Below are 16,648 nucleotides of genomic sequence, written 5' to 3' on the forward strand. Positions count from 1 at the left end.
ATCCCCGTCCCCGCGCACCGGCTGCCGTACGTACGCACTCGATCCTGGAGCTACCTGAATGAAGCCCGGCCTGCCGACCGCCATGGAACGGCCCCACTTCATCGGCATCGGCGGCGCTGGCATGTCCGGCATCGCGAAGATCCTGGCCCAGCGCGGCGCCAAGGTGGCCGGCAGCGACGCCCGTGACTCCGAGACCGCCCAGGCGCTGCGCGCCCACGGCGCCACGGTCCACATCGGGCACGCCGCCGGGCACCTCGCCGACGACGCCACCTGCGTGGTCGTCTCCAGCGCCATCCGCGCCGACAACCCGGAGCTGGCCCGCGCCGCCGAGCTCGGCATCCCCGTCGTGCACCGCTCCGACGCCCTGGCCGGGCTGATGGACGGCCTGCGGCCGATCGCCGTCGCCGGCACGCACGGCAAGACGACCACCACCTCGATGCTGGCCGTCTCCCTCTCGGCACTGGGCCTGGACCCCTCGTACGCCATCGGCGGCGACCTGGACGCCCCCGGCTCCAACGCCCACCACGGCGAGGGCGACATCTTCGTGGCCGAGGCCGACGAGAGCGACCGCAGCTTCCACAAGTACACCCCGCAGGTCGCGATCATCCTCAACGCCGAACTCGACCACCACGCGAACTACGCGTCGATGGACGAGATCTACGCGTCCTTCGAGACCTTCGTCGGCAAGATCCCCGACGGCGGCACCCTGGTCATCGCCCACGGCCAGGCGGGCGCGGCCGAGATCGCCGGACGGGTCCGCGGCAACGACGGGCTGAAGGTGGTCACGTACGGCGAGGAGCCCGAGGCCGACGTCCGGATCACGAAGATCACCCCGCGCGGTCTGACCAGCGAGGTCACCGTCGTCATCGACGGCCGGATGCTCACCTTCACCGTGTCGGTGCCCGGCCGCCACTACGCGCACAACGCCGTCGCGGCCCTCGCCGCCGGTGTCGCGCTCGGCATCCCGGCGCACAACCTGGCCTCCGCCCTCGGCAAGTACACCGGGGTCAAGCGCCGCCTCCAGCTCAAGGGCGAGGCCGCCGGGGTCCAGGTCATCGACTCCTACGCGCACCACCCCACCGAGATGACCGCCGACCTGGAGGCCATCCGCGGAGCCGCCGGGGACTCCCGCATCCTGGTCGTCTTCCAGCCCCACCTCTTCTCCCGCACCCAGGAACTCGGCAAGGAGATGGGCGGGGCCCTCGCCCTCGCCGACGCCTCGGTCGTCCTCGACATCTACCCGGCCCGCGAGGACCCGATCCCGGGGATCACCAGCGAGATCATCATCGACGCCGCCCGCGCCGCCGGGGCCGATGTCACCCCCGAGCACTCCAAGGACGCCGTCGCCGACGTCATCGCGGGAATGGCCAAGCCCGGCGATCTCGTTCTCACCATGGGTGCGGGCGATGTCACGGACCTGGGGCCGGCCATCCTGGCCCGTCTGTCGAACTGACGGCTCTGGGAAGAGCGGGAATACGGGAGAACAGTCATGTCGTACGAGGTAGAGAAGACGGACGAGCAGTGGCAGGCGGAGCTGACCCCGTCCGAGTACCAGGTGCTGCGCCTCGCCGGAACCGAGCCCGCCTTCCGCGGTGAGTACACGGACACCAAGACGGAGGGCGTCTACAGCTGTCGCGGCTGCGGCTCCGAGCTGTTCCGCTCCACGGAGAAGTTCGAGTCGCACTGCGGCTGGCCGTCCTTCTACGACCCGAAGGACTCCGACGCGGTCGAACTGAAGGCGGACGTCGCCCACGGCATGGTCCGCACCGAGGTGCTGTGCGCGAAGTGCGGCTCCCACCTGGGCCACGTCTTCGAGGGCGAGGGCTACCCGACCCCCACGGACCAGCGGTACTGCATCAACAGCATCTCGCTGCGCCTCACCCCGGCCGGGGGCTGACCCCGCACGGACGGAGACCGACCGGGCGCCGGTCGTCGGGCTTCCGACGGCCGGCGCCCTCGTGTCCTCCCGGCGCGCGAACCGGCGGTCCGGTGTCGGCGGTGTCGCGGTTGGGTTCCGATCAGGTCTCTCGCTTGCGGAGATCCGCCGTGAATGACGGGATTTGAGCACGGAAGACACCTATCCGTTTCCTTGGCATGGCTGGTTATGATCGGCACCCTCACATCCGCCGCGTCCCCAGCTTCCGAGGACCGATGTCTCCCATAGAACCCGAAGGCCTACGAGGGCAGTCGACGACCCGTCGGCGGCGCACCCTGCGCCTGCGCACCCTGCTCGTCTGGCTGGCGGTGCTGCCCACCCTGGCGATGGGCACCCAAGTGGCGGTGACCGCCCAGCGGCTGCTGGCCCAGTCGGACCGGCTGCGGGCCGACGTCGCGGCCGCCGAGCGGGTCGGCGCACCGCTGTACACGCTCATGGTCGACATGCAGGCCGAGCGGACGGTGACCGCCGCACTGTGGTCGGGGGCCGACGGGGCGGAGGAGGAACTGGGCAAACGGCGTGAGGCCACGGACCGGGCCGCGGCCGACTTCCGCCGGCTGGCGGTCGGTTCGGACGTGTTCTTCGGAGAGGTGGAGCACCGGCTCGACAGCCTGGCCGCGTACCGCCAGCGCGCGGACGCCCGCGCCGGCGGCGCCGACAGCACGCTCACCTTCTACACCGGAGTGGTCGGCGCGGTCATCCAGGCCTACCAGCAGGACTTCAGCCACGCGGACGACGCCGAACTCACCAAGGAGAGCCGGTCCGTGGTGTCCATGCTCTCCGCCACCGAGATGGTGGCGCGCGAGGACACGCTCCTGGCCCTGGCCGGGCCGTCCAGGCAGCTGAACGCCGCCGGCTTCGACCAGTTCCTCGGCGCCCTCGGAGCCCACCGGTACCTGTACGAGACCTGGGTCGTGCCGGACCTGCCCGAGGCCGACCGGCGGTTCTACGAGCGGATCGTCGCCTCCCCGGAGTGGCAGACCAAGCTCCGCATCGAGAACGCGATCGTCTCGAAGCACACGGACGTCGCCTCCGGCATCAAACTGCCCGCAGAGGTCGGCGGTTGGCGTTCCGCGCACGAGAGGTTCGCGGTGCAGCTGGCCACGCTCAACGTCGACCGGGCGCGCAAGATGCTCGCACGCGGCGAGGCCAAGGCCGCGGAGCTGGACACCGAGGTCGCCTGGCTGATCGGGGGAAGCGCCGGCGGTCTGCTGGCCGTCGCGGTCGTGGTCGTGTTCACCACCCGATCGGTGCTCCGCCGCCTGCGCGACCTGCACGAACGCACGGTGACCGTCGCCGAGGAAACCCTCCCCGACGTCGTGGCCCGGCTCCAGCGCGGCCAGCCCGTCGACGCGCAGGCCCTGCCGGCGGTGCGCGGCGACCGGGACGAGGTCGGGCGCATCAGCGACGCCTTCGCCCGGGCCGTCGCCGTATCCGTCGACGGACACCGCCAACTCGCGGCCGAACGGCACGGCTTCGGCCTGTTCGCCACCGGCATCGCCTCGCGCACCGGAAACCTGGTCAGCCGCCAGCTGAGCCTCACCGAGGACCTCCAGGACACCTTCGGCCACGACGAAGTGCTGCTGGCCCAGTTGATGCGGGCCGACCAGCTGACGGTGGGCATGCGCCGCCAGATCGAGAACCTGCTCATCCTGGCGGGCGGAGAGGTCCCCGACCCGCACACCGATCCCATGCGCGTCGCCGACCTGCTGCGCGAAGCCGCCGCGGAAGTCGAGGACTTCCGGCGCATCGAGCGGCACGCCCTGGACGAGACCAGCGTGGAACCGCGCGTGATCAGCCAGATCAGCCACCTGCTCGCGGAGCTGCTGGACAACGCCACGCGGTTCTCCCCGCCGCGGTCCAAGGTGGTCATCCGCGCCGAACTGGTCGCGGACGGGCTGTCGGTCGAGATCGAGGACCGCGGACCGCGGGTGACTCCCGAGCGGTACGAGGAGATGAACGGCCGCCTCCACGAGGCACCGCCGTACTCCGTCCTGGCGCAGAACGCGCACCGGCTCGGGCTCTTCGTGGTCGGCCACCTCGCCGACCAGCTCCGGGCGACCGTCACCCTGCGCCGCTCGGTGTACGGAGGGACCTCCGCCGTGGTGATCCTCCCCGGGGACCTCCTGGTGGCGACGGAAGGGGAAGCGCCGCGCGAGCCCGCGGCCGCCGCCGTATCGTCCGCCGCCGCGGCCCCCGCGACGGCCACGGCCACCGCCCCGGCGCCGCGGCTCGCGAAGGAGCGCGAGCCGGTCCTGTACACGGGCGCCGGGCTGCCGAGCCGCCGTACGACGGTGCCCGAACCCGCCTCCGCGCCCGTACGCGTGCCCGCGTCCGCGGCCCTCTCGGCACCCGCCCGCCCGGCCCTCCCCGAGCGCGTCCCGCAGACGCACATCGCCGAGCAGCTGCGCGCGCCCGGCGCACCGGAACCAGTGGTCCCGCAGGACACGGCGACTCCCGAAGAGGTGGCCGACGCCTGGGCGGACTACGAACGCGGGACCCAGACAGTGGAAGAAGAGCTCCGACGGGATCGGCCATGACTACCTCCTCAGCAAGCACAGCGGCATCCGACAACGTGATCTACAGCGTCCTGGACAACAACCTCAGCAGGATCGCCGGCATCCAGGGAGCGGTGCTCCTGTCCAACGACGGCATCAAGCTCAGCGCCTACCTGCTGGACGAACCCCAGGCCGAGCGCATGGCGGCCGCGGCCTCCGGCATCGCGGCCACGATGAAGGCGATATCCCGGGAGATCGACGGCGGCCGCGTCATCCGCCAGCTGGTCGAGATGGACGACCGGTACCTCTGCATCGTCGGGTGCGGTGAGGGCAGCACGCTCATCGTGGTGACCTCCCGCAAGGCCCGGCTCGGGGAGCTGGGCGGCGAAGCCGTACGGACGGCCCAGGCGCTCGGCGAGTGGCTGGGCACCCCGGAGCGTGCCCAGGCGCCGACCCCGTAATGCCGCAGGACGAGCCACAGCCCGCACGGGGCCGCCGGACGCGGCTGTACGCCCTCACCGACGGACGTACGGCCGCTGCGCACACCGTCCTCACCATGGACACCACGATCACGGCGGCGGTGGCCGAGGACGCCCGCGCCGGGCTGCCCACCGAGTGGCAGGAGATCCTCGCGATGTGCACGGAGCCGGGCGGGCGGGCGGTCGCCGAGATAGCGGCGCGGATGCACATCCGGCTCACGCCGATGACGCTGCTCCTCGGCGAACTCGCCGAGCGCGGGCTGATCCACCACCGGCCGCCCCTGGGGGGCGCCGAGACCACCGACGTCCACCTGCTCATGAGAATCAGGGACAACCTTGCCCGGAAATGATGTGTTCGCCCCGCAGGCCCCTGCCTCTCAGGCCCCTGCCCCTCAGGCCCCTGCCTCGCAAGAGGTGGCCCCGGTCAAGATCCTCATCGCCGGTGGGTTCGGAGTCGGCAAGACGACCCTGGTGGAGACGATCTCCGAGATCGAGCCGCTGCGTACGGAGGAGCGGCTGACCGCCGCGGGCGTCGGCGTCGACGACCTCGACGGCATCGAGTCGAAGACGGCCACCACCGTGGCGATGGACTTCGGCCGGATCACCCTCGACGACGCCGGGGTCGTCCTCTACCTCTTCGGCACCCCGGGCCAGGAACGCTTCTGGTTCATGTGGGACGACCTGCTGGCCGGGGCGCTCGGGGCGATCGTGCTGGTCGACACCCGGCGCCTCGACCGCAGCTTCCCGGCCGTCGACTTCTTCGAGAACCGCGGACTGCCGTTCGTGGTCGGCGCGAACTGCTTCCACGGCCAACAGCCCTACACGGCCGAGGAGATCGCGACGGCCCTGCACCTGAAGGATCCGGCCACGCCGGTGCTCATGCTCGACGCCCGCTCCCGCGAGGACGTCCGGGCCTGCCTGCTCTCGCTCCTCGACCAGCTCATCGCCAACGCGGGGGCCGCGGCGCCCGCCCGGAGCGGTCGGGCCGGCTGAACGGACCGGAGTCCGGGGCGCCGCGCAGGGAGCCGAGGTACCCCGCCAGATTCCGCTCCGGGACCCAGGACCGGGAACGGGCGCGGGTCAGGTCCAGGACCACGGGGTGGGCGAGCTGGTCCACCGCGTAGCGGCTGAGGGCCGGTTCGCCGGAGGACAGGGCTTCCGCGAGCCGGGCCGCCGTGAGCGCCAGGGCCGGCGGGAGGTGGCGGATGCGGGCGCGGACGCCGTGGGCCCGCAGGACCTCGGATACGGCCGCGTCGCGCAGGTAGGGGCGGGCATCGGCGATGTTGTACGCGCCCGGGGGCCAGCCGGGAGCCGCCAGACAGGCCGCGGCCAGGTTCTCCACCGCCGTCAGGCTGAGCGGGACGTCCGGGCCCGGCAGGAACAGGGTCCCGGCACGGACCCGGGACAGCAGCCGGGGCAGCAGCTGGGTGTCGCCGGGGCCGTACACGGCGCGCGGGCGCAGCACCACCGCCCCGGCGGCCAGGGCGAGGGCATCGCCCGCCGCCTTCGTCCGGCCGTAGGCGTTCAGGTGCCCCGCGCGCGGGTGGTCCTCGCGGACGAGCGTGCGGTCGCGGCGGGGGTCGTAGACGCTGGCACTGCTGACCCAGACCACCGGGCGGCCGCCCGCCGCGCGCAGCAGTCGTTCGGTGCCCGTCACGTTGACCGCGTGCATGACGGCCTCCGCGGGGGAGCCCGGGGCCGGATCGCCGACCGCCGCCGCGCAGTGCACGACGAGGTCCGTGCCGGAGAGGTCCGGCTCCCCGAGGGCCGCGTCCCAGAAGCGGTGCTCCCCGAGCGGGCCGGGCCTGCGGCCCACGCACACCACCTGGGCACCGGCCGCCGCCGCGGCGCGGGCGACGTGCCCGCCGCAGAAGCCGCTCGCGCCCGTGACGGCGATTCGGAGCCCGGCCACGGCGGACGGTGCGGGGGGCGGCCCGGGTGACGGCTCGGGGGACGGCCCGGGGAACGGCGCAGGGAACGGCGCGGGGGAGGTCATGCCACCGCCCGTACGACCAGCGAACGCCACCCGGGCAGGGCGGCCCGGCGGTCCACCCGGGCCCGGACCACGACCGGCCGGTGCGGAGCCAGCGCCGCCAGTACGCCGGCCAGTTGCTCCCGCGCCAGGCGTGCCCCCGGGCAGGCGTGCGGCCCGGCGCCGAAGACCAGGCGGGCGACGCCCGGCTCGGCGGGGCGGCGTCCGTCGGGGTCCCGCAGGTGGGCCCCGGCGGCGTGCCGGGCCACCAGGAGCAGCCGGTCCCCGGCCCGGACCGGGCAGCCCCCGACCGAGCCGTCCGCCGCGGCCACCCGGGGCAGCAGGGGCGAGGCCGCCGTCACGCGCAGCAGTTCGCCGGCCAGGGCCGGGCACAGGGCGGGGTCCGCCGCCTGGTCCCACAAACCCGCGTCGGCGCACCAGGCCACGGCCCGGGGCAGCGACGCGACCGTGGTGTTGACCGCCGCGACCGCCAGCATCGCGGCCCGGGCGTCCGCCCCCGGCCCCAGGAGCCCGCGCAGCCGCCCGGCGGCGCGGACCGCCGCGGCCTCGGCGCCGGGGCGGGGCGGGCCAGGGAGGTGGCTGCGCACGGAGGCGGCCGCGGCCTCGGCGGCCGCCTCGGCGAGGGCGAGGGGCGAGGTGCGGGAATCTCCCGCGGAGCCGGGGCCCAGCAGGGCGTACACCACCGCGCCGGCCAGTTCCCGGGCCAGCGGCACCAGGTCGACCGTGCCCCCGAGCGGCAGCGGCGCGAGCCTCCGTAGGAGCAACGGGTGCCATGCTGCGCGCAGTTCACCGGTCCCGGCCGCGCCGAGCTGCTCGGCCAGCTCCCGGCGGGCGCTCCGGTGGCCGGAGCCCTCCTGGTCGAAGAGGACGTCCTCCACCCGGGCGGCCCGGGCCGCGCCGCCCGTGGTGCCGGGTGCGGTGCGGTCCAGCGGCAGCCGGGTCAGCGCCTCCCGGTAGGCCGCCGCACCGTGGACGAGCAGCGTGCCGCGGCCGAGCCGGCGCACGGGCCGGCCGCGGGTGGCGGCGAGCAGCGCGAACAGGACCGGGTGGGCGCGCAGGTAGACCCGCCGGTCCCGGCGGCGGGCCTTGGTGTGGGTGGTCATCGGACGTGTGCCTCCGCGGTGTCGGTGGGCCGGTAACGCCGGTCCCAGTACCAGAGCAAGGTGCGGCGCGGTCCCCAACTCCGCAGTCTGCGCGCGCTGTTCTGCACCACCAGGCGCTCCGCGCGGACGATCCGGTCGCTGTGCTCGCGGGCCCGGTTCAGCAGGGCGACGTCCTCGGACCGTTCGTGCAGCGGCACCCGCAGGGCGCCGCCGCAGCGCAGGTAGAGGCCGGCGGTGATGCCGAGGTTGTGGCCGTGGCACAGGACGTACGGGGCGCGGTAGCGCGGATGCCGGTGGGCCGGGCGGTAGCGGCCGTAGAGCGAGGTGAGCCGGATCAGCGCCGGCAGCAGCCGGGCCTCCAGGAAACCGGGCGCCTCGTCGCGGCGCGGCACGCTGCGGCCGCACAGCATCTCGGCGCCCCGGCCGAACTCCGCCTTCGCGACGGCCGTCCAGTCCGGGGCGGGCAGGCAGTCGGCGTCGGTGCGCAGCAGGTGGGTGGCGCCGGCGGCGATGGCGTGCCGGAAGCCGGTGTCGGCGGCGGTCCCGGCGCCGGGGAGCTCCTCCCGGGCCAGCTCGACGGGAAAGGGCGCCGTGCGCGCGAAGTCCCGTACGGCTCGGGCTGTTTGGTCGGTGGAGGCGTTGTCCACGACCACGAGCGTGAATCCGGTGTCGTGCTGGGCGGCGAGCGCGGCCAAGGCGGCACCGATGGCCGCCGCCTCGTTGTAGGCGGGCACGACCACCCACAGGTTCGTCAACGCTTGACTCCTTCGGGCTGGTGGGATGTGGCGGCCCAGGAGGCCGCGCGGAGCAGGACCCGCGCGCACAGTCCGCCCCAGACGAGCAGTCCGATCAGCGGACCGGCCCGGTGGTAGAGGACCCCGTGCAGTTCGGCCGTCGCTGCGAGGCAGGGGTCCGCGGCGAGGACGAGCAGCCGGCAGGCCAGCGCGGCCGCCAGCGCGGGACCGGCGACGGCTCCCGGCCGGGGCCTGCCGGGTGCCCGGTGCGGGGCGAGCCACAGGACGGCCGAGAACAGCGCCCACAGCGCGGGGACGGTCAGCGCCGGACCGCCCGCCGCCACCACGGCGGCGACGGCGGCGCCCGCGAGGCACAGCAGGACCGCGCCCGCGAGGTCCCGGGCCGCGTCGCGCACCGGGTTCCCGCTGCCCGCGTTCTGCCCGCACACGGCCCGGATGCCCGTCCGCAGCGCCCGGGCCGTGCGCACCACCGACCAGCCGAGGGCGAGGACGAGCAGCGGCCGCCAGTGCGGGGCCGCGGTGGGCAGCCGCTCGGCCGCCGGCGCCGCGGCGGCGGGCAGCAGGGCCGCCGCCAGTCCGTCCACGACCCGCCGGATCCCTTCCGCCCCCGCTCCGGCCCGGCGGGCCAGCGAGCCGAGCAGCAGCACCGCCGGGGCCGTCCCCACGAGCAGGGCGTACGTGAGCGAGCCCGCGAGCGCGTCTCCGTTCGCGCGGGCGTAGCGGCGGTGGGAGGCCATCACCCGCTCCCGGACGCCCGCCCCGCGGGCCCGCCACGGGGCGGCGGCGGCGTGGATGCCGTGAGCCCCCGCCCCGTGAGCCCCCGCCCCGGGCCGGCGGGTCACGACCGGGGAGCCCCGTTGCGTGCGGGGGCGGAGCGGGAGCCGGTGCCGGTGCCGGTGCCGGAGCTCAGCCGGTGCGCCGCCAAGGCCGCCGTTGCCGCGCGGTCCGGTTTGCGGGAGCGCCCCGAGAGGGGGACCCGCGCGAACAGCAGGGCATCGGGGGCGGCCTTGCCCATCCGGCGCAGCGGGCCCGCCAGGGCGGACCGCAGGGCGGGCTCGGCGGCGCCGTGGCAGGGCTGGACCACGGCCACGAGGCGCTCATCGCCGGAGCCGTCACCAGGGCGGCCGTCCGCCCCCGCCGGGATGCCGACCAGCAGGGCCAGTTCCACCCCGGGCACGTGCAGGGAGGGTTCGTACAGGCCCGGGTAGATGTTCTCGGCCCGGCGCAGCACCATGTCCTTGGCCCTGCCCTCCAGCACGATCCGGCCCGCCCCGTCCAGGCGGGCCCGGTCGCCCGTGCGCACCCACGGGTCGGGATCCTCGCCGAGGTAGCGGTGCCGGGCCCCGGGGCCGGTCAGCAGCAGCTGCCCGTCCGGGTCGGACGCGGCGCGCACCCCGGGCAGCGGGGCGCCGACCAGGTCGCCGGGGCCCTCGTACGCGGCCTTCTCCCGCGACTCCACCGCGGCGGCCGGGAACAGTTCGGTGAGCGCGTACACCCCCCAGGCCTCATCGGCCCCCGACTCCCTTACGCGTCTCAGCAGTTCCGCGCTCGCCGGAGCCGAGCCGGTCCACACCCGGCCCCGGAAGCGGGCCCCCGCCCGCAGCGCGTCCCGCAGCTGCGGCGGGGTGAGGTAGGTGTCCCGCGGCGCCAGCCGGGCCAGCTGGCGGGCCAGTACCCGGGGCGAACGGGCCGGCAGGGCCACCGGGGCGCCGCGCACGAGGGCGGGGACGAGCACGAAGAAGGTGCCGCCGAGCACGGGCCCGGCGGCCGGGCCGGAGGCCCAGGCCTTCCCCGGAGCGGGGGAGAACAGCGCCGACACCGTCTCCATTCCGGCGTCCAGGCTCGCCCGCGTGTGCACCACCGCCCGGGGCCGCGCGGTGGTCCCGGAGGTGAACACGATGACGGCGTCGGCATCCCCGTCGCCGGTGAAGCGGGGAGGAACCCCGAGCCGCCCCGCATGCCGGTCCAGCCCCGGCGCGCACCCCGGCAGCCGCCGCCCGACCGTGGCCACCGGTGCGCCCAGCGCGGCCAGTTCGGGCAGTTCCAGTCCCACCGCCCGCCGGGCCAGCGGCCGCGCCCACCCGGCCACCGCCTGCGCGGCGGCGTCGGCGAGCACCAGGGCGGGCCGCGCCGAGGCCAGCCGGGCGCGCAGCACGTCGGGTCCGGCTCCGGGGTCGAGGACGGCCCCGCGCAGACCGAGTCGCCACAGTGCGAGCAGCACGGCGAGCGCACGCGGTCCGGGGCGTACGGCGACCCCGACGGTGTCGCCGGCGCGCAGTCCGCGCGCGTGCAGTGCTGCGGCGAACGCATCCGACAGCGCGGCGAGTTCGCCGCGGGTGGCGGCCGTCCGGGTGGCTCCCGTACGGGTGGCGGTCAGGACGGCGGGCCGCTCGGGGCGGGCGCGCAGCGCGTGATCGAGGCGGTCCAGCATCAGCGGGGGTCGTCCGTTCCGTGCGGGCCGCTGCCCCGGCCGAGGTACCAGCGGGCCGTGCCGGCGATCCCGTACGCCCGCAGCCGGCGCGTGGAGTTCTCCACGACCATGGCCCGGCAGCGCGTGATCCGGTCGGTGTGGCGGCGCACCGCGTTGAGGAAGAGCCGGTCGGTGGGGGAGGGGCGCCGGGGCATCCCGCCGACGGCCAGGTACAGCTCGGCGGTGATGGCCATGTTGTTCCCCGCGTGCATCCGGTACGGGGCGCGGTAGCCGCGGCGGCGTGCGTGCTCGGGGCGCAGCCGGCCGAAGAGCCCGGCGAGCCGTACGAGGATCCCGAACCCGGCCCGTCCCAGCGGGCCGTGCTCGTCGCGCCGGGCCACGATCCGCCCGCACACCAGACCCGGCTGCCGGGTCAGGGCCGTCCGCGCCGCACCCGTCCATCCCGGGTGGGGCAGGCAGTCGGCGTCGGTGCGGGCGAGCAGGGTCGCGCCGCGCCCGATCGCGTACCGGAATCCGGTGTCCACGGCGGAGCCGACGCCCTTCTCCGGTTCCTCGATGACCTCCACCGCGAAGGGCGCGTCCGCCGCGAACTCCCGGGCCACCGCGCCCGTCCGGTCGGCCGAGGCGTTGTCGACGACCAATAGGGTGAAATCCCGGTCACGTTGGCGGGCCAGCGCGGCGAGGGTACCGGCGAGCCGGGCTTCCTCCTCGTGTGCGGGCACCACCACCCACAGCCGTCCGGGTACGTTCACGACTTCTCCCAGACCATCGTCATGATGCTGATCCCGCCGCCGAGTCCGACGAACAACACCCGGTCACCAGAGGCCAGTTCGTCGAACACCAGGTCCAGTTGCACCCCGATCGTCGCGCTCGCGATGTTGCCGAGCTCGGGCACGGTCACCACCAGCTTCCCGGCCGGCACCCCGGTCAGCTCGGCGAACCGCTCCAGGTAGGGCACCGTCACCTGGTGCACGAGCACCTTGGCGAAGTCCTCCCAGCCCATCCCCGTACGGTGCAGGGTCCGGTCGATGACGGCGGTGCCCACCTTCTCGAAGACACCGCGCAGTTCGTGCCCGTCTCCGCGGAAGTACGTGTACGCGTCCCCGCGCGGGTGGCGCGAACCGCCGCCCGGTATGCCCCCGACCCCCCAGTGCTCGGAGTGGGTCTCGGTGTCCACGTCGAGGATCCCGCCGCGCTCCACCGGCTCCACGACGACGGCGGCCCCCGCGTCGCCGAAGGTGTAACCGGCGAAACCGGAGCGGAACTCGGCGAAGTCGGCCGGCGCCGTCCGTACGGCCCGGCTCGGGGTCTCCCCGGTGACCACCAGGGCCCGCCGGGCCCGGCCGGCGAGGATCATGGCGCGGGCGAGGTCGATGCCGTTGACGAAGCTGTTGCACGCGTTCGTGACGTCCACGGCATGCGCCCTCGTGCCGAGTTCGGCCTGCACGATGTGCGCGGTGGCGGGCTCGGCGACGTCGCGGGAGGCGGAGGCGAAGAGCAGCAGGTCGATGTCGGCGGGCTCCAGCCCGGCCGTGTCCAGGACCCGGCGGGCCGCGCCCACCGCCAGCGTGGAGGCGTACACCCCGTCGCCCGCGATCCGGCGGGCGCGGATCCCGGTGGCCTGGGTCAGCAGCCGGGGCGGCAGCGTGATTCCGGACCGGTCCGCGATCTCGCGCTGGAGCCGCTCGGAGGTGAGGACGTCCCCGGGGAGCATGCCGGCGACGGCGGTGATCCCGGCGCGGAGCCGCGGCGGGCCGGACGGTCCGGGCGGGCCCGGCGGGCCGGGCGGACGCGGTGCGGATGGCTGATTCGGCATGCCCTCACGATGACGCGCGGGCCGGGCCCGGTCCTGAGTACGGATGCTCAACCCGGGGGCCCGGCGGGTGAGTATCCGCTCCCGCCCTCATACCTCCCCCCTCCCCCTCCTCCCGCCCTCCTCCCGAGCGGAGCCGACGGCTCCGAAGGGATGTGGCGCGTGGGGCATGAACCGTCTGACGAGGTATTCCGTTCTCCAGGTGTACGGCCCACTGTCATCAAAGCAATGCCGACCGGTACCCCGGGGCCGCTGTTCTTGGGGCGCCCGTTGACATCCCCCCGCACCCGTCTCACCCGCAGAGGTCGTTCTCCATGACTGAATTGAATCGGCGCAGGTTCCTGCAGATCGCCGGTGGTGCCGCCGCCGTCACGATGCTGAACGAGAGCATCGCGCGGGCCGCCGCGATTTCGGCCCAGGGCAGTACCGGCACCATCCAGGACATCGAGCACATCGTCGTCCTCATGCAGGAGAACCGTTCCTTCGACCACTACTTCGGTGCGATGAAGGGGGTCCGCGGATTCGGGGACCCGAGGCCGGTCGTCCAGGACAACGGCAAGTCCGTCTTCTATCAGTCCAACGGGACGAAGGACATCCTCCCCTTCAACCCGCAGATCAACGACCTCGGCATGCAGTTCCTGACGGGGCTGAACCACGACTGGGCCGGCGGCCACCAGGCGTACAACAACGGTAAGTACGACAAGTGGGTCCCGGCCAAGACGGCCACCACCATGGCGTACATGACCCGGAACGACATCCCATTCCACTACGCGCTCGCCGACGCCTTCACGGTGTGCGACGCCTACCACTGCTCCTTCATCGGAGCCACCGACCCCAACCGCTACTACCTGTGGTCGGGTTACGCGGGCAACGACGGGGTGGGCGGCGGCCCGGTCCTCGGCAACCAGGAAGCCGGCTACGGCTGGAAGACCTACCCCGAGCGCCTGGAGACGGCCGGCGTCTCCTGGAAGATCTACCAGGACATCGGCGACGGCCTGAACGCCGCCGGATCCTGGGGCTGGATCAACGACGCCTTCCGCGGCAACTACGGCGACAACTCGCTGCTGTACTTCAACAGTTACCGCAACGCCCAGCCCGGCAGCGCCCTCTACGAGAAGGCCCGTACGGGCACCGACGTCAAGTCGGGCGGCACCTACTTCGACAAGCTGCGCGCGGACGTCGTGAACGGCACCCTGCCGCAGGTCTCCTGGATCGCCGCTCCCGAGGCCTTCAGCGAGCACGCCAACTGGCCGACGAACTTCGGCGCCTGGTACATCTCGCAGGTCCTGGACTCGCTGACCGCCAACCCGGACGTGTGGGCGAAGACGGCCCTCTTCATCACCTACGACGAGAACGACGGCTTCTTCGACCACGTCGTCCCGCCGTACCCTCCCGCGAGCGCCGCGCAGGGCCTGTCCACGGTCAGCGTCACCGGCGACCTGTACACCGGGAACGTCTCCGGCTACGCGGCCGGCCCGTACGGGCTCGGCCCGCGCGTCCCGATGATCGTGGTCTCCCCGTGGAGCAAGGGCGGCTACGTCTGCTCCGAGACCTTCGACCACACCTCGGTGATCCGCTTCATGGAGAAGCGCTTCGGCGTGCAGGAGCCCAATATCTCCCCGTGGCGCCGTGCGGTCTGCGGCGACCTGACCTCGGCCTTCGACTTCACCCGGGCCGACTCCGCGCCCGCCGCCCTGCCCTCCACGGCCGCGTACGTACCGCCGGACAAGAACCGCCACGCGTCCTACAACCCGGCCCCGCCCGCGACGGGCACCCTGCCCAAGCAGGAGGCCGGCGCCAAGCCGACCCGCGCCCTGGGCTACGCCCCGTACGTGGACGGCAAGGCCACGGTCTCCACCGGCAAGTTCACCCTGACCTTCTCCTCCGGTCCCGCCCTCGGCGCCCACTTCCACAGCAACTCGGGCAACCGTACGGACGGCCCGTGGCCTTACACCGTCGAGGCCGGCAAGACCCTGTCGGACACCTGGAGCACGAGCAGCTCCACCGGCAATCAGATCAACCTCACGGTCTGGGGCCCGAACGGCTTCCTGCGCACCTGGAAGGGCCCGGCGAAGAAGGCCGGCCCCGAGGTCACGGCCCGCCACGACAAGGCCACCGGCAACCTGCTGCTGTCCCTGACCAACGAGGGCACGGCGGCCGTCAACCTGACCGTCACCAACGCCTACGGCGGCACGGCCCAGATCCTGCGCGTCGCGGCGGGCGCCACCGTCGCGCACACGGTGGCCCTGTCGGCGACGGGCCGCTGGTACGACGTCTCGGTCGTCTCCGACGCGGACGCCACCTTCCTGCGCCGCTTCGCCGGCCACGTGGAAACCGGCGCGACCGGAGTCTCGGACCCGGCGATCAAGACCGTCTGACCGCTCCCGCAGGGTGCACCCGCCCGTTTCTGCCGCCCGCGGGGTCGACGCTCGCATCGACCCCGCGGGCGGTGGGCAGAACGGAGGCGTCCGCGTACGCAACCGTCGTCACCGAGGGAGAACGCATGGCCATCGCCCACCGCAGGACCGGCACCGGCCCCGTCCGCGTCATCGTGCTGCACGACTGGTTCGGCACGTCCGCGAACTGGGGCTCCGTACTGGACTACCTGGACCCGCGGGAGTTCTCGTACGCCTTCCTCGACTACCGCGGCTACGGCGACCGCCGGGACGTCCCCGGCCGGTACGCGCTCCCCGAGATCGCCGACGACGTCCTCGCGCTCGCCGACGAGCTCGGCTGGGACACCTTCTCCCTCCTCGGCCACTCCATGGGCGGCAAGGCCATGCAGCAGGTCCTCGTGCGCGCCCCCGAGCGCGTGGAGAAGCTGATCGGCATCAACCCGGTCCCCGCCGGCCCCTACGAGATGGACGACGCCACCCACGCGCTCTTCTACGGGGCCGCCGCCGGCGAGGAGAACCGCCGGGCCATCCTCGACATCGTCACCGGCCGCCGCGCGAGCCCGTACTGGCTGGACCGGATGGTCGCGCACTCGCTCGCCGTGTCCCGGCCGGAGGCCTTCGCCGCCTACCTCGCGAGCTGGCAGCCGCTGGACCTGACCGCCGCCGTGAAGGGCAGCACGGTCCCGGTACTGGTCCTCGTCGGCGAGTACGACCTCGCGATCACCGTCGACTTCATGCGGTCCACCTGGCAGGTCTGGTACCCGAACTGCCGCATCCGGCCCCTGCCCGGTGCGGGGCACTACCCGCCGCACGAGACCCCGGTGGCCCTGGCCACGGAGGTGGAGTCCTTCCTGCGCGGGTAGGTCGGCGCAGCGCTCGCGCGACCCGCTCCGTACCTCCGGCGGGGCCCCGGGGGAGCCCTCGGGGCCGGCGTGCCGCCAGGAGTGGGCGTCCCGCATCAGCAGCGCCGGGATGTCGCCTATGTCACTTTTCGTGTGGTTGATCCTGTCCTGCGGGGACAAGAAAAATCCCGTGGGGGTCACGAGAGAACTCGCGACCCCCACGGGATCAACAGGGTGAGTGACGGGACTTGAACCCGCGGCCACCTGGACCACAACCAGGTGCTCTACCAACTGAGCTACACCCACCACGAAGGACGGCGGACCGTCCGTTCGATGTGCAAGCACAGCATAGCTGATCAGCGGGGTGCTCCCGCGACGCCTTTTCCCAGGGCCCCGCCCGCC

Annotated in this window: 15 protein-coding genes and 1 tRNA gene; 8 read left to right on the plus strand and 8 right to left on the minus strand. The window is 73.9% G+C overall.

What is annotated here, in order from left to right; genetic code table 11:
• Positions 1-58 precede the first annotated feature (58 nt).
• From murC to ACIA8F_RS28720, 6 genes are all read left to right on the plus strand, one after another.
• Positions 59-1,453, plus strand: coding sequence for a UDP-N-acetylmuramate--L-alanine ligase (gene murC / locus ACIA8F_RS28695; protein WP_399383033.1), 1,395 nt, complete (start codon positions 59-61; stop codon positions 1,451-1,453).
• A gap of 36 nt (positions 1,454-1,489) precedes the next feature.
• Entirely contained in the window at positions 1,490-1,897 is a 408-nt protein-coding gene (msrB, locus tag ACIA8F_RS28700) for a peptide-methionine (R)-S-oxide reductase MsrB (protein WP_327255659.1), read from the plus strand.
• A 254-nt stretch (positions 1,898-2,151) separates the two neighbouring features.
• The gene (locus tag ACIA8F_RS28705; protein ID WP_399383034.1) at positions 2,152-4,476 is read left to right on the plus strand and encodes a nitrate- and nitrite sensing domain-containing protein; all 2,325 of its coding nucleotides are present in this window, start codon (positions 2,152-2,154) and stop codon (positions 4,474-4,476) included.
• Positions 4,473-4,895: a roadblock/LC7 domain-containing protein gene (locus ACIA8F_RS28710; protein WP_399383036.1), complete on the plus strand. Its 423-nt coding sequence runs from the start codon at positions 4,473-4,475 to the stop codon at positions 4,893-4,895. The genes ACIA8F_RS28705 and ACIA8F_RS28710 overlap by 4 nt, the downstream gene beginning before the upstream one ends.
• On the plus strand, positions 4,895-5,263 hold the full coding sequence (locus ACIA8F_RS28715; protein WP_399383038.1) for a DUF742 domain-containing protein: 369 nt from the start codon (positions 4,895-4,897) through the stop codon (positions 5,261-5,263). Before ACIA8F_RS28710 ends, ACIA8F_RS28715 begins: the two co-directional genes overlap by 1 nt.
• 64 nt (positions 5,264-5,327) lie before the next feature.
• Positions 5,328-5,906, plus strand: coding sequence for a GTP-binding protein (locus ACIA8F_RS28720; RefSeq protein WP_399383040.1), 579 nt, complete (start codon positions 5,328-5,330; stop codon positions 5,904-5,906).
• Here the strand turns inward: ACIA8F_RS28720 and ACIA8F_RS28725 are convergent.
• From ACIA8F_RS28725 to ACIA8F_RS28755, 7 genes are all read right to left on the minus strand, one after another.
• The gene (locus tag ACIA8F_RS28725) at positions 5,854-6,825 is read right to left on the minus strand and encodes an NAD-dependent epimerase/dehydratase family protein (protein WP_399383041.1); all 972 of its coding nucleotides are present in this window, start codon (positions 6,823-6,825) and stop codon (positions 5,854-5,856) included. The two genes, ACIA8F_RS28720 and ACIA8F_RS28725, sit on opposite strands and share 53 nt — an antisense overlap.
• An 80-nt stretch (positions 6,826-6,905) precedes the next feature.
• Positions 6,906-8,009, minus strand: a complete 1,104-nt coding sequence (locus ACIA8F_RS28730) for a cytochrome P450 (protein WP_399383043.1) — start codon at positions 8,007-8,009, stop codon at positions 6,906-6,908.
• Complete coding sequence (locus ACIA8F_RS28735) at positions 8,006-8,764, minus strand: glycosyltransferase (RefSeq protein WP_399383044.1); 759 nt, start codon at positions 8,762-8,764, stop codon at positions 8,006-8,008. The genes ACIA8F_RS28730 and ACIA8F_RS28735 overlap by 4 nt, the downstream gene beginning before the upstream one ends.
• Positions 8,761-9,501, minus strand: coding sequence for a YhjD/YihY/BrkB family envelope integrity protein (locus tag ACIA8F_RS28740; RefSeq protein WP_399383046.1), 741 nt, complete (start codon positions 9,499-9,501; stop codon positions 8,761-8,763). The genes ACIA8F_RS28735 and ACIA8F_RS28740 overlap by 4 nt, the downstream gene beginning before the upstream one ends.
• A 101-nt stretch (positions 9,502-9,602) precedes the next feature.
• Complete coding sequence (locus ACIA8F_RS28745) at positions 9,603-11,195, minus strand: AMP-binding protein (protein WP_399383047.1); 1,593 nt, start codon at positions 11,193-11,195, stop codon at positions 9,603-9,605.
• Entirely contained in the window at positions 11,195-11,947 is a 753-nt protein-coding gene (locus tag ACIA8F_RS28750; RefSeq protein WP_399383048.1) for a glycosyltransferase family 2 protein, read from the minus strand. The genes ACIA8F_RS28745 and ACIA8F_RS28750 overlap by 1 nt, the downstream gene beginning before the upstream one ends.
• Positions 11,944-13,011, minus strand: a complete 1,068-nt coding sequence (locus tag ACIA8F_RS28755; RefSeq protein WP_399383050.1) for a 3-oxoacyl-ACP synthase III family protein — start codon at positions 13,009-13,011, stop codon at positions 11,944-11,946. The genes ACIA8F_RS28750 and ACIA8F_RS28755 overlap by 4 nt, the downstream gene beginning before the upstream one ends.
• 311 nt (positions 13,012-13,322) lie before the next feature.
• On the opposite strand from ACIA8F_RS28755, the gene ACIA8F_RS28760 reads away from it, so the two are divergent.
• Together ACIA8F_RS28760 and ACIA8F_RS28765 are read left to right on the plus strand one after the other, a co-directional pair.
• Complete coding sequence (locus ACIA8F_RS28760; RefSeq protein WP_399383052.1) at positions 13,323-15,386, plus strand: phosphocholine-specific phospholipase C; 2,064 nt, start codon at positions 13,323-13,325, stop codon at positions 15,384-15,386.
• Positions 15,387-15,511: 125 nt separating this feature from the next.
• Positions 15,512-16,267, plus strand: coding sequence for an alpha/beta fold hydrolase (locus tag ACIA8F_RS28765; protein ID WP_399383053.1), 756 nt, complete (start codon positions 15,512-15,514; stop codon positions 16,265-16,267).
• A gap of 212 nt (positions 16,268-16,479) precedes the next feature.
• On the opposite strand, the gene ACIA8F_RS28770 is transcribed toward ACIA8F_RS28765, so the two are convergent.
• Positions 16,480-16,552 (minus strand) — tRNA-His (locus ACIA8F_RS28770).
• Between the last annotated feature and the right edge of the window lie 96 nt (positions 16,553-16,648).

This window comes from Streptomyces sp. NPDC051563, assembly GCF_044454225.1.
GTDB lineage: Bacteria > Actinomycetota > Actinomycetes > Streptomycetales > Streptomycetaceae > Streptomyces.

Excerpts from the sequence above, each read along its gene's own strand:
- murC (WP_399383033.1), top strand. The coding sequence starts at position 59 with ATGAAGCCCGGCCTGCCGACCGCCATGGAACGGCCCCACTTCATCGGC.
- msrB (WP_327255659.1), top strand. The coding sequence starts at position 1,490 with ATGTCGTACGAGGTAGAGAAGACGGACGAGCAGTGGCAGGCGGAGCTG.
- ACIA8F_RS28705 (WP_399383034.1), top strand. The coding sequence starts at position 2,152 with ATGTCTCCCATAGAACCCGAAGGCCTACGAGGGCAGTCGACGACCCGT.
- ACIA8F_RS28710 (WP_399383036.1), top strand. The coding sequence starts at position 4,473 with ATGACTACCTCCTCAGCAAGCACAGCGGCATCCGACAACGTGATCTAC.
- ACIA8F_RS28715 (WP_399383038.1), top strand. The coding sequence starts at position 4,895 with ATGCCGCAGGACGAGCCACAGCCCGCACGGGGCCGCCGGACGCGGCTG.
- ACIA8F_RS28730 (WP_399383043.1), bottom strand. The coding sequence starts at position 8,009 with ATGACCACCCACACCAAGGCCCGCCGCCGGGACCGGCGGGTCTACCTG.
- ACIA8F_RS28740 (WP_399383046.1), bottom strand. The coding sequence starts at position 9,501 with ATGGCCTCCCACCGCCGCTACGCCCGCGCGAACGGAGACGCGCTCGCG.
- ACIA8F_RS28745 (WP_399383047.1), bottom strand. The coding sequence starts at position 11,195 with ATGCTGGACCGCCTCGATCACGCGCTGCGCGCCCGCCCCGAGCGGCCC.
- ACIA8F_RS28755 (WP_399383050.1), bottom strand. The coding sequence starts at position 13,011 with ATGCCGAATCAGCCATCCGCACCGCGTCCGCCCGGCCCGCCGGGCCCG.
- ACIA8F_RS28760 (WP_399383052.1), top strand. The coding sequence starts at position 13,323 with ATGACTGAATTGAATCGGCGCAGGTTCCTGCAGATCGCCGGTGGTGCC.
- ACIA8F_RS28765 (WP_399383053.1), top strand. The coding sequence starts at position 15,512 with ATGGCCATCGCCCACCGCAGGACCGGCACCGGCCCCGTCCGCGTCATC.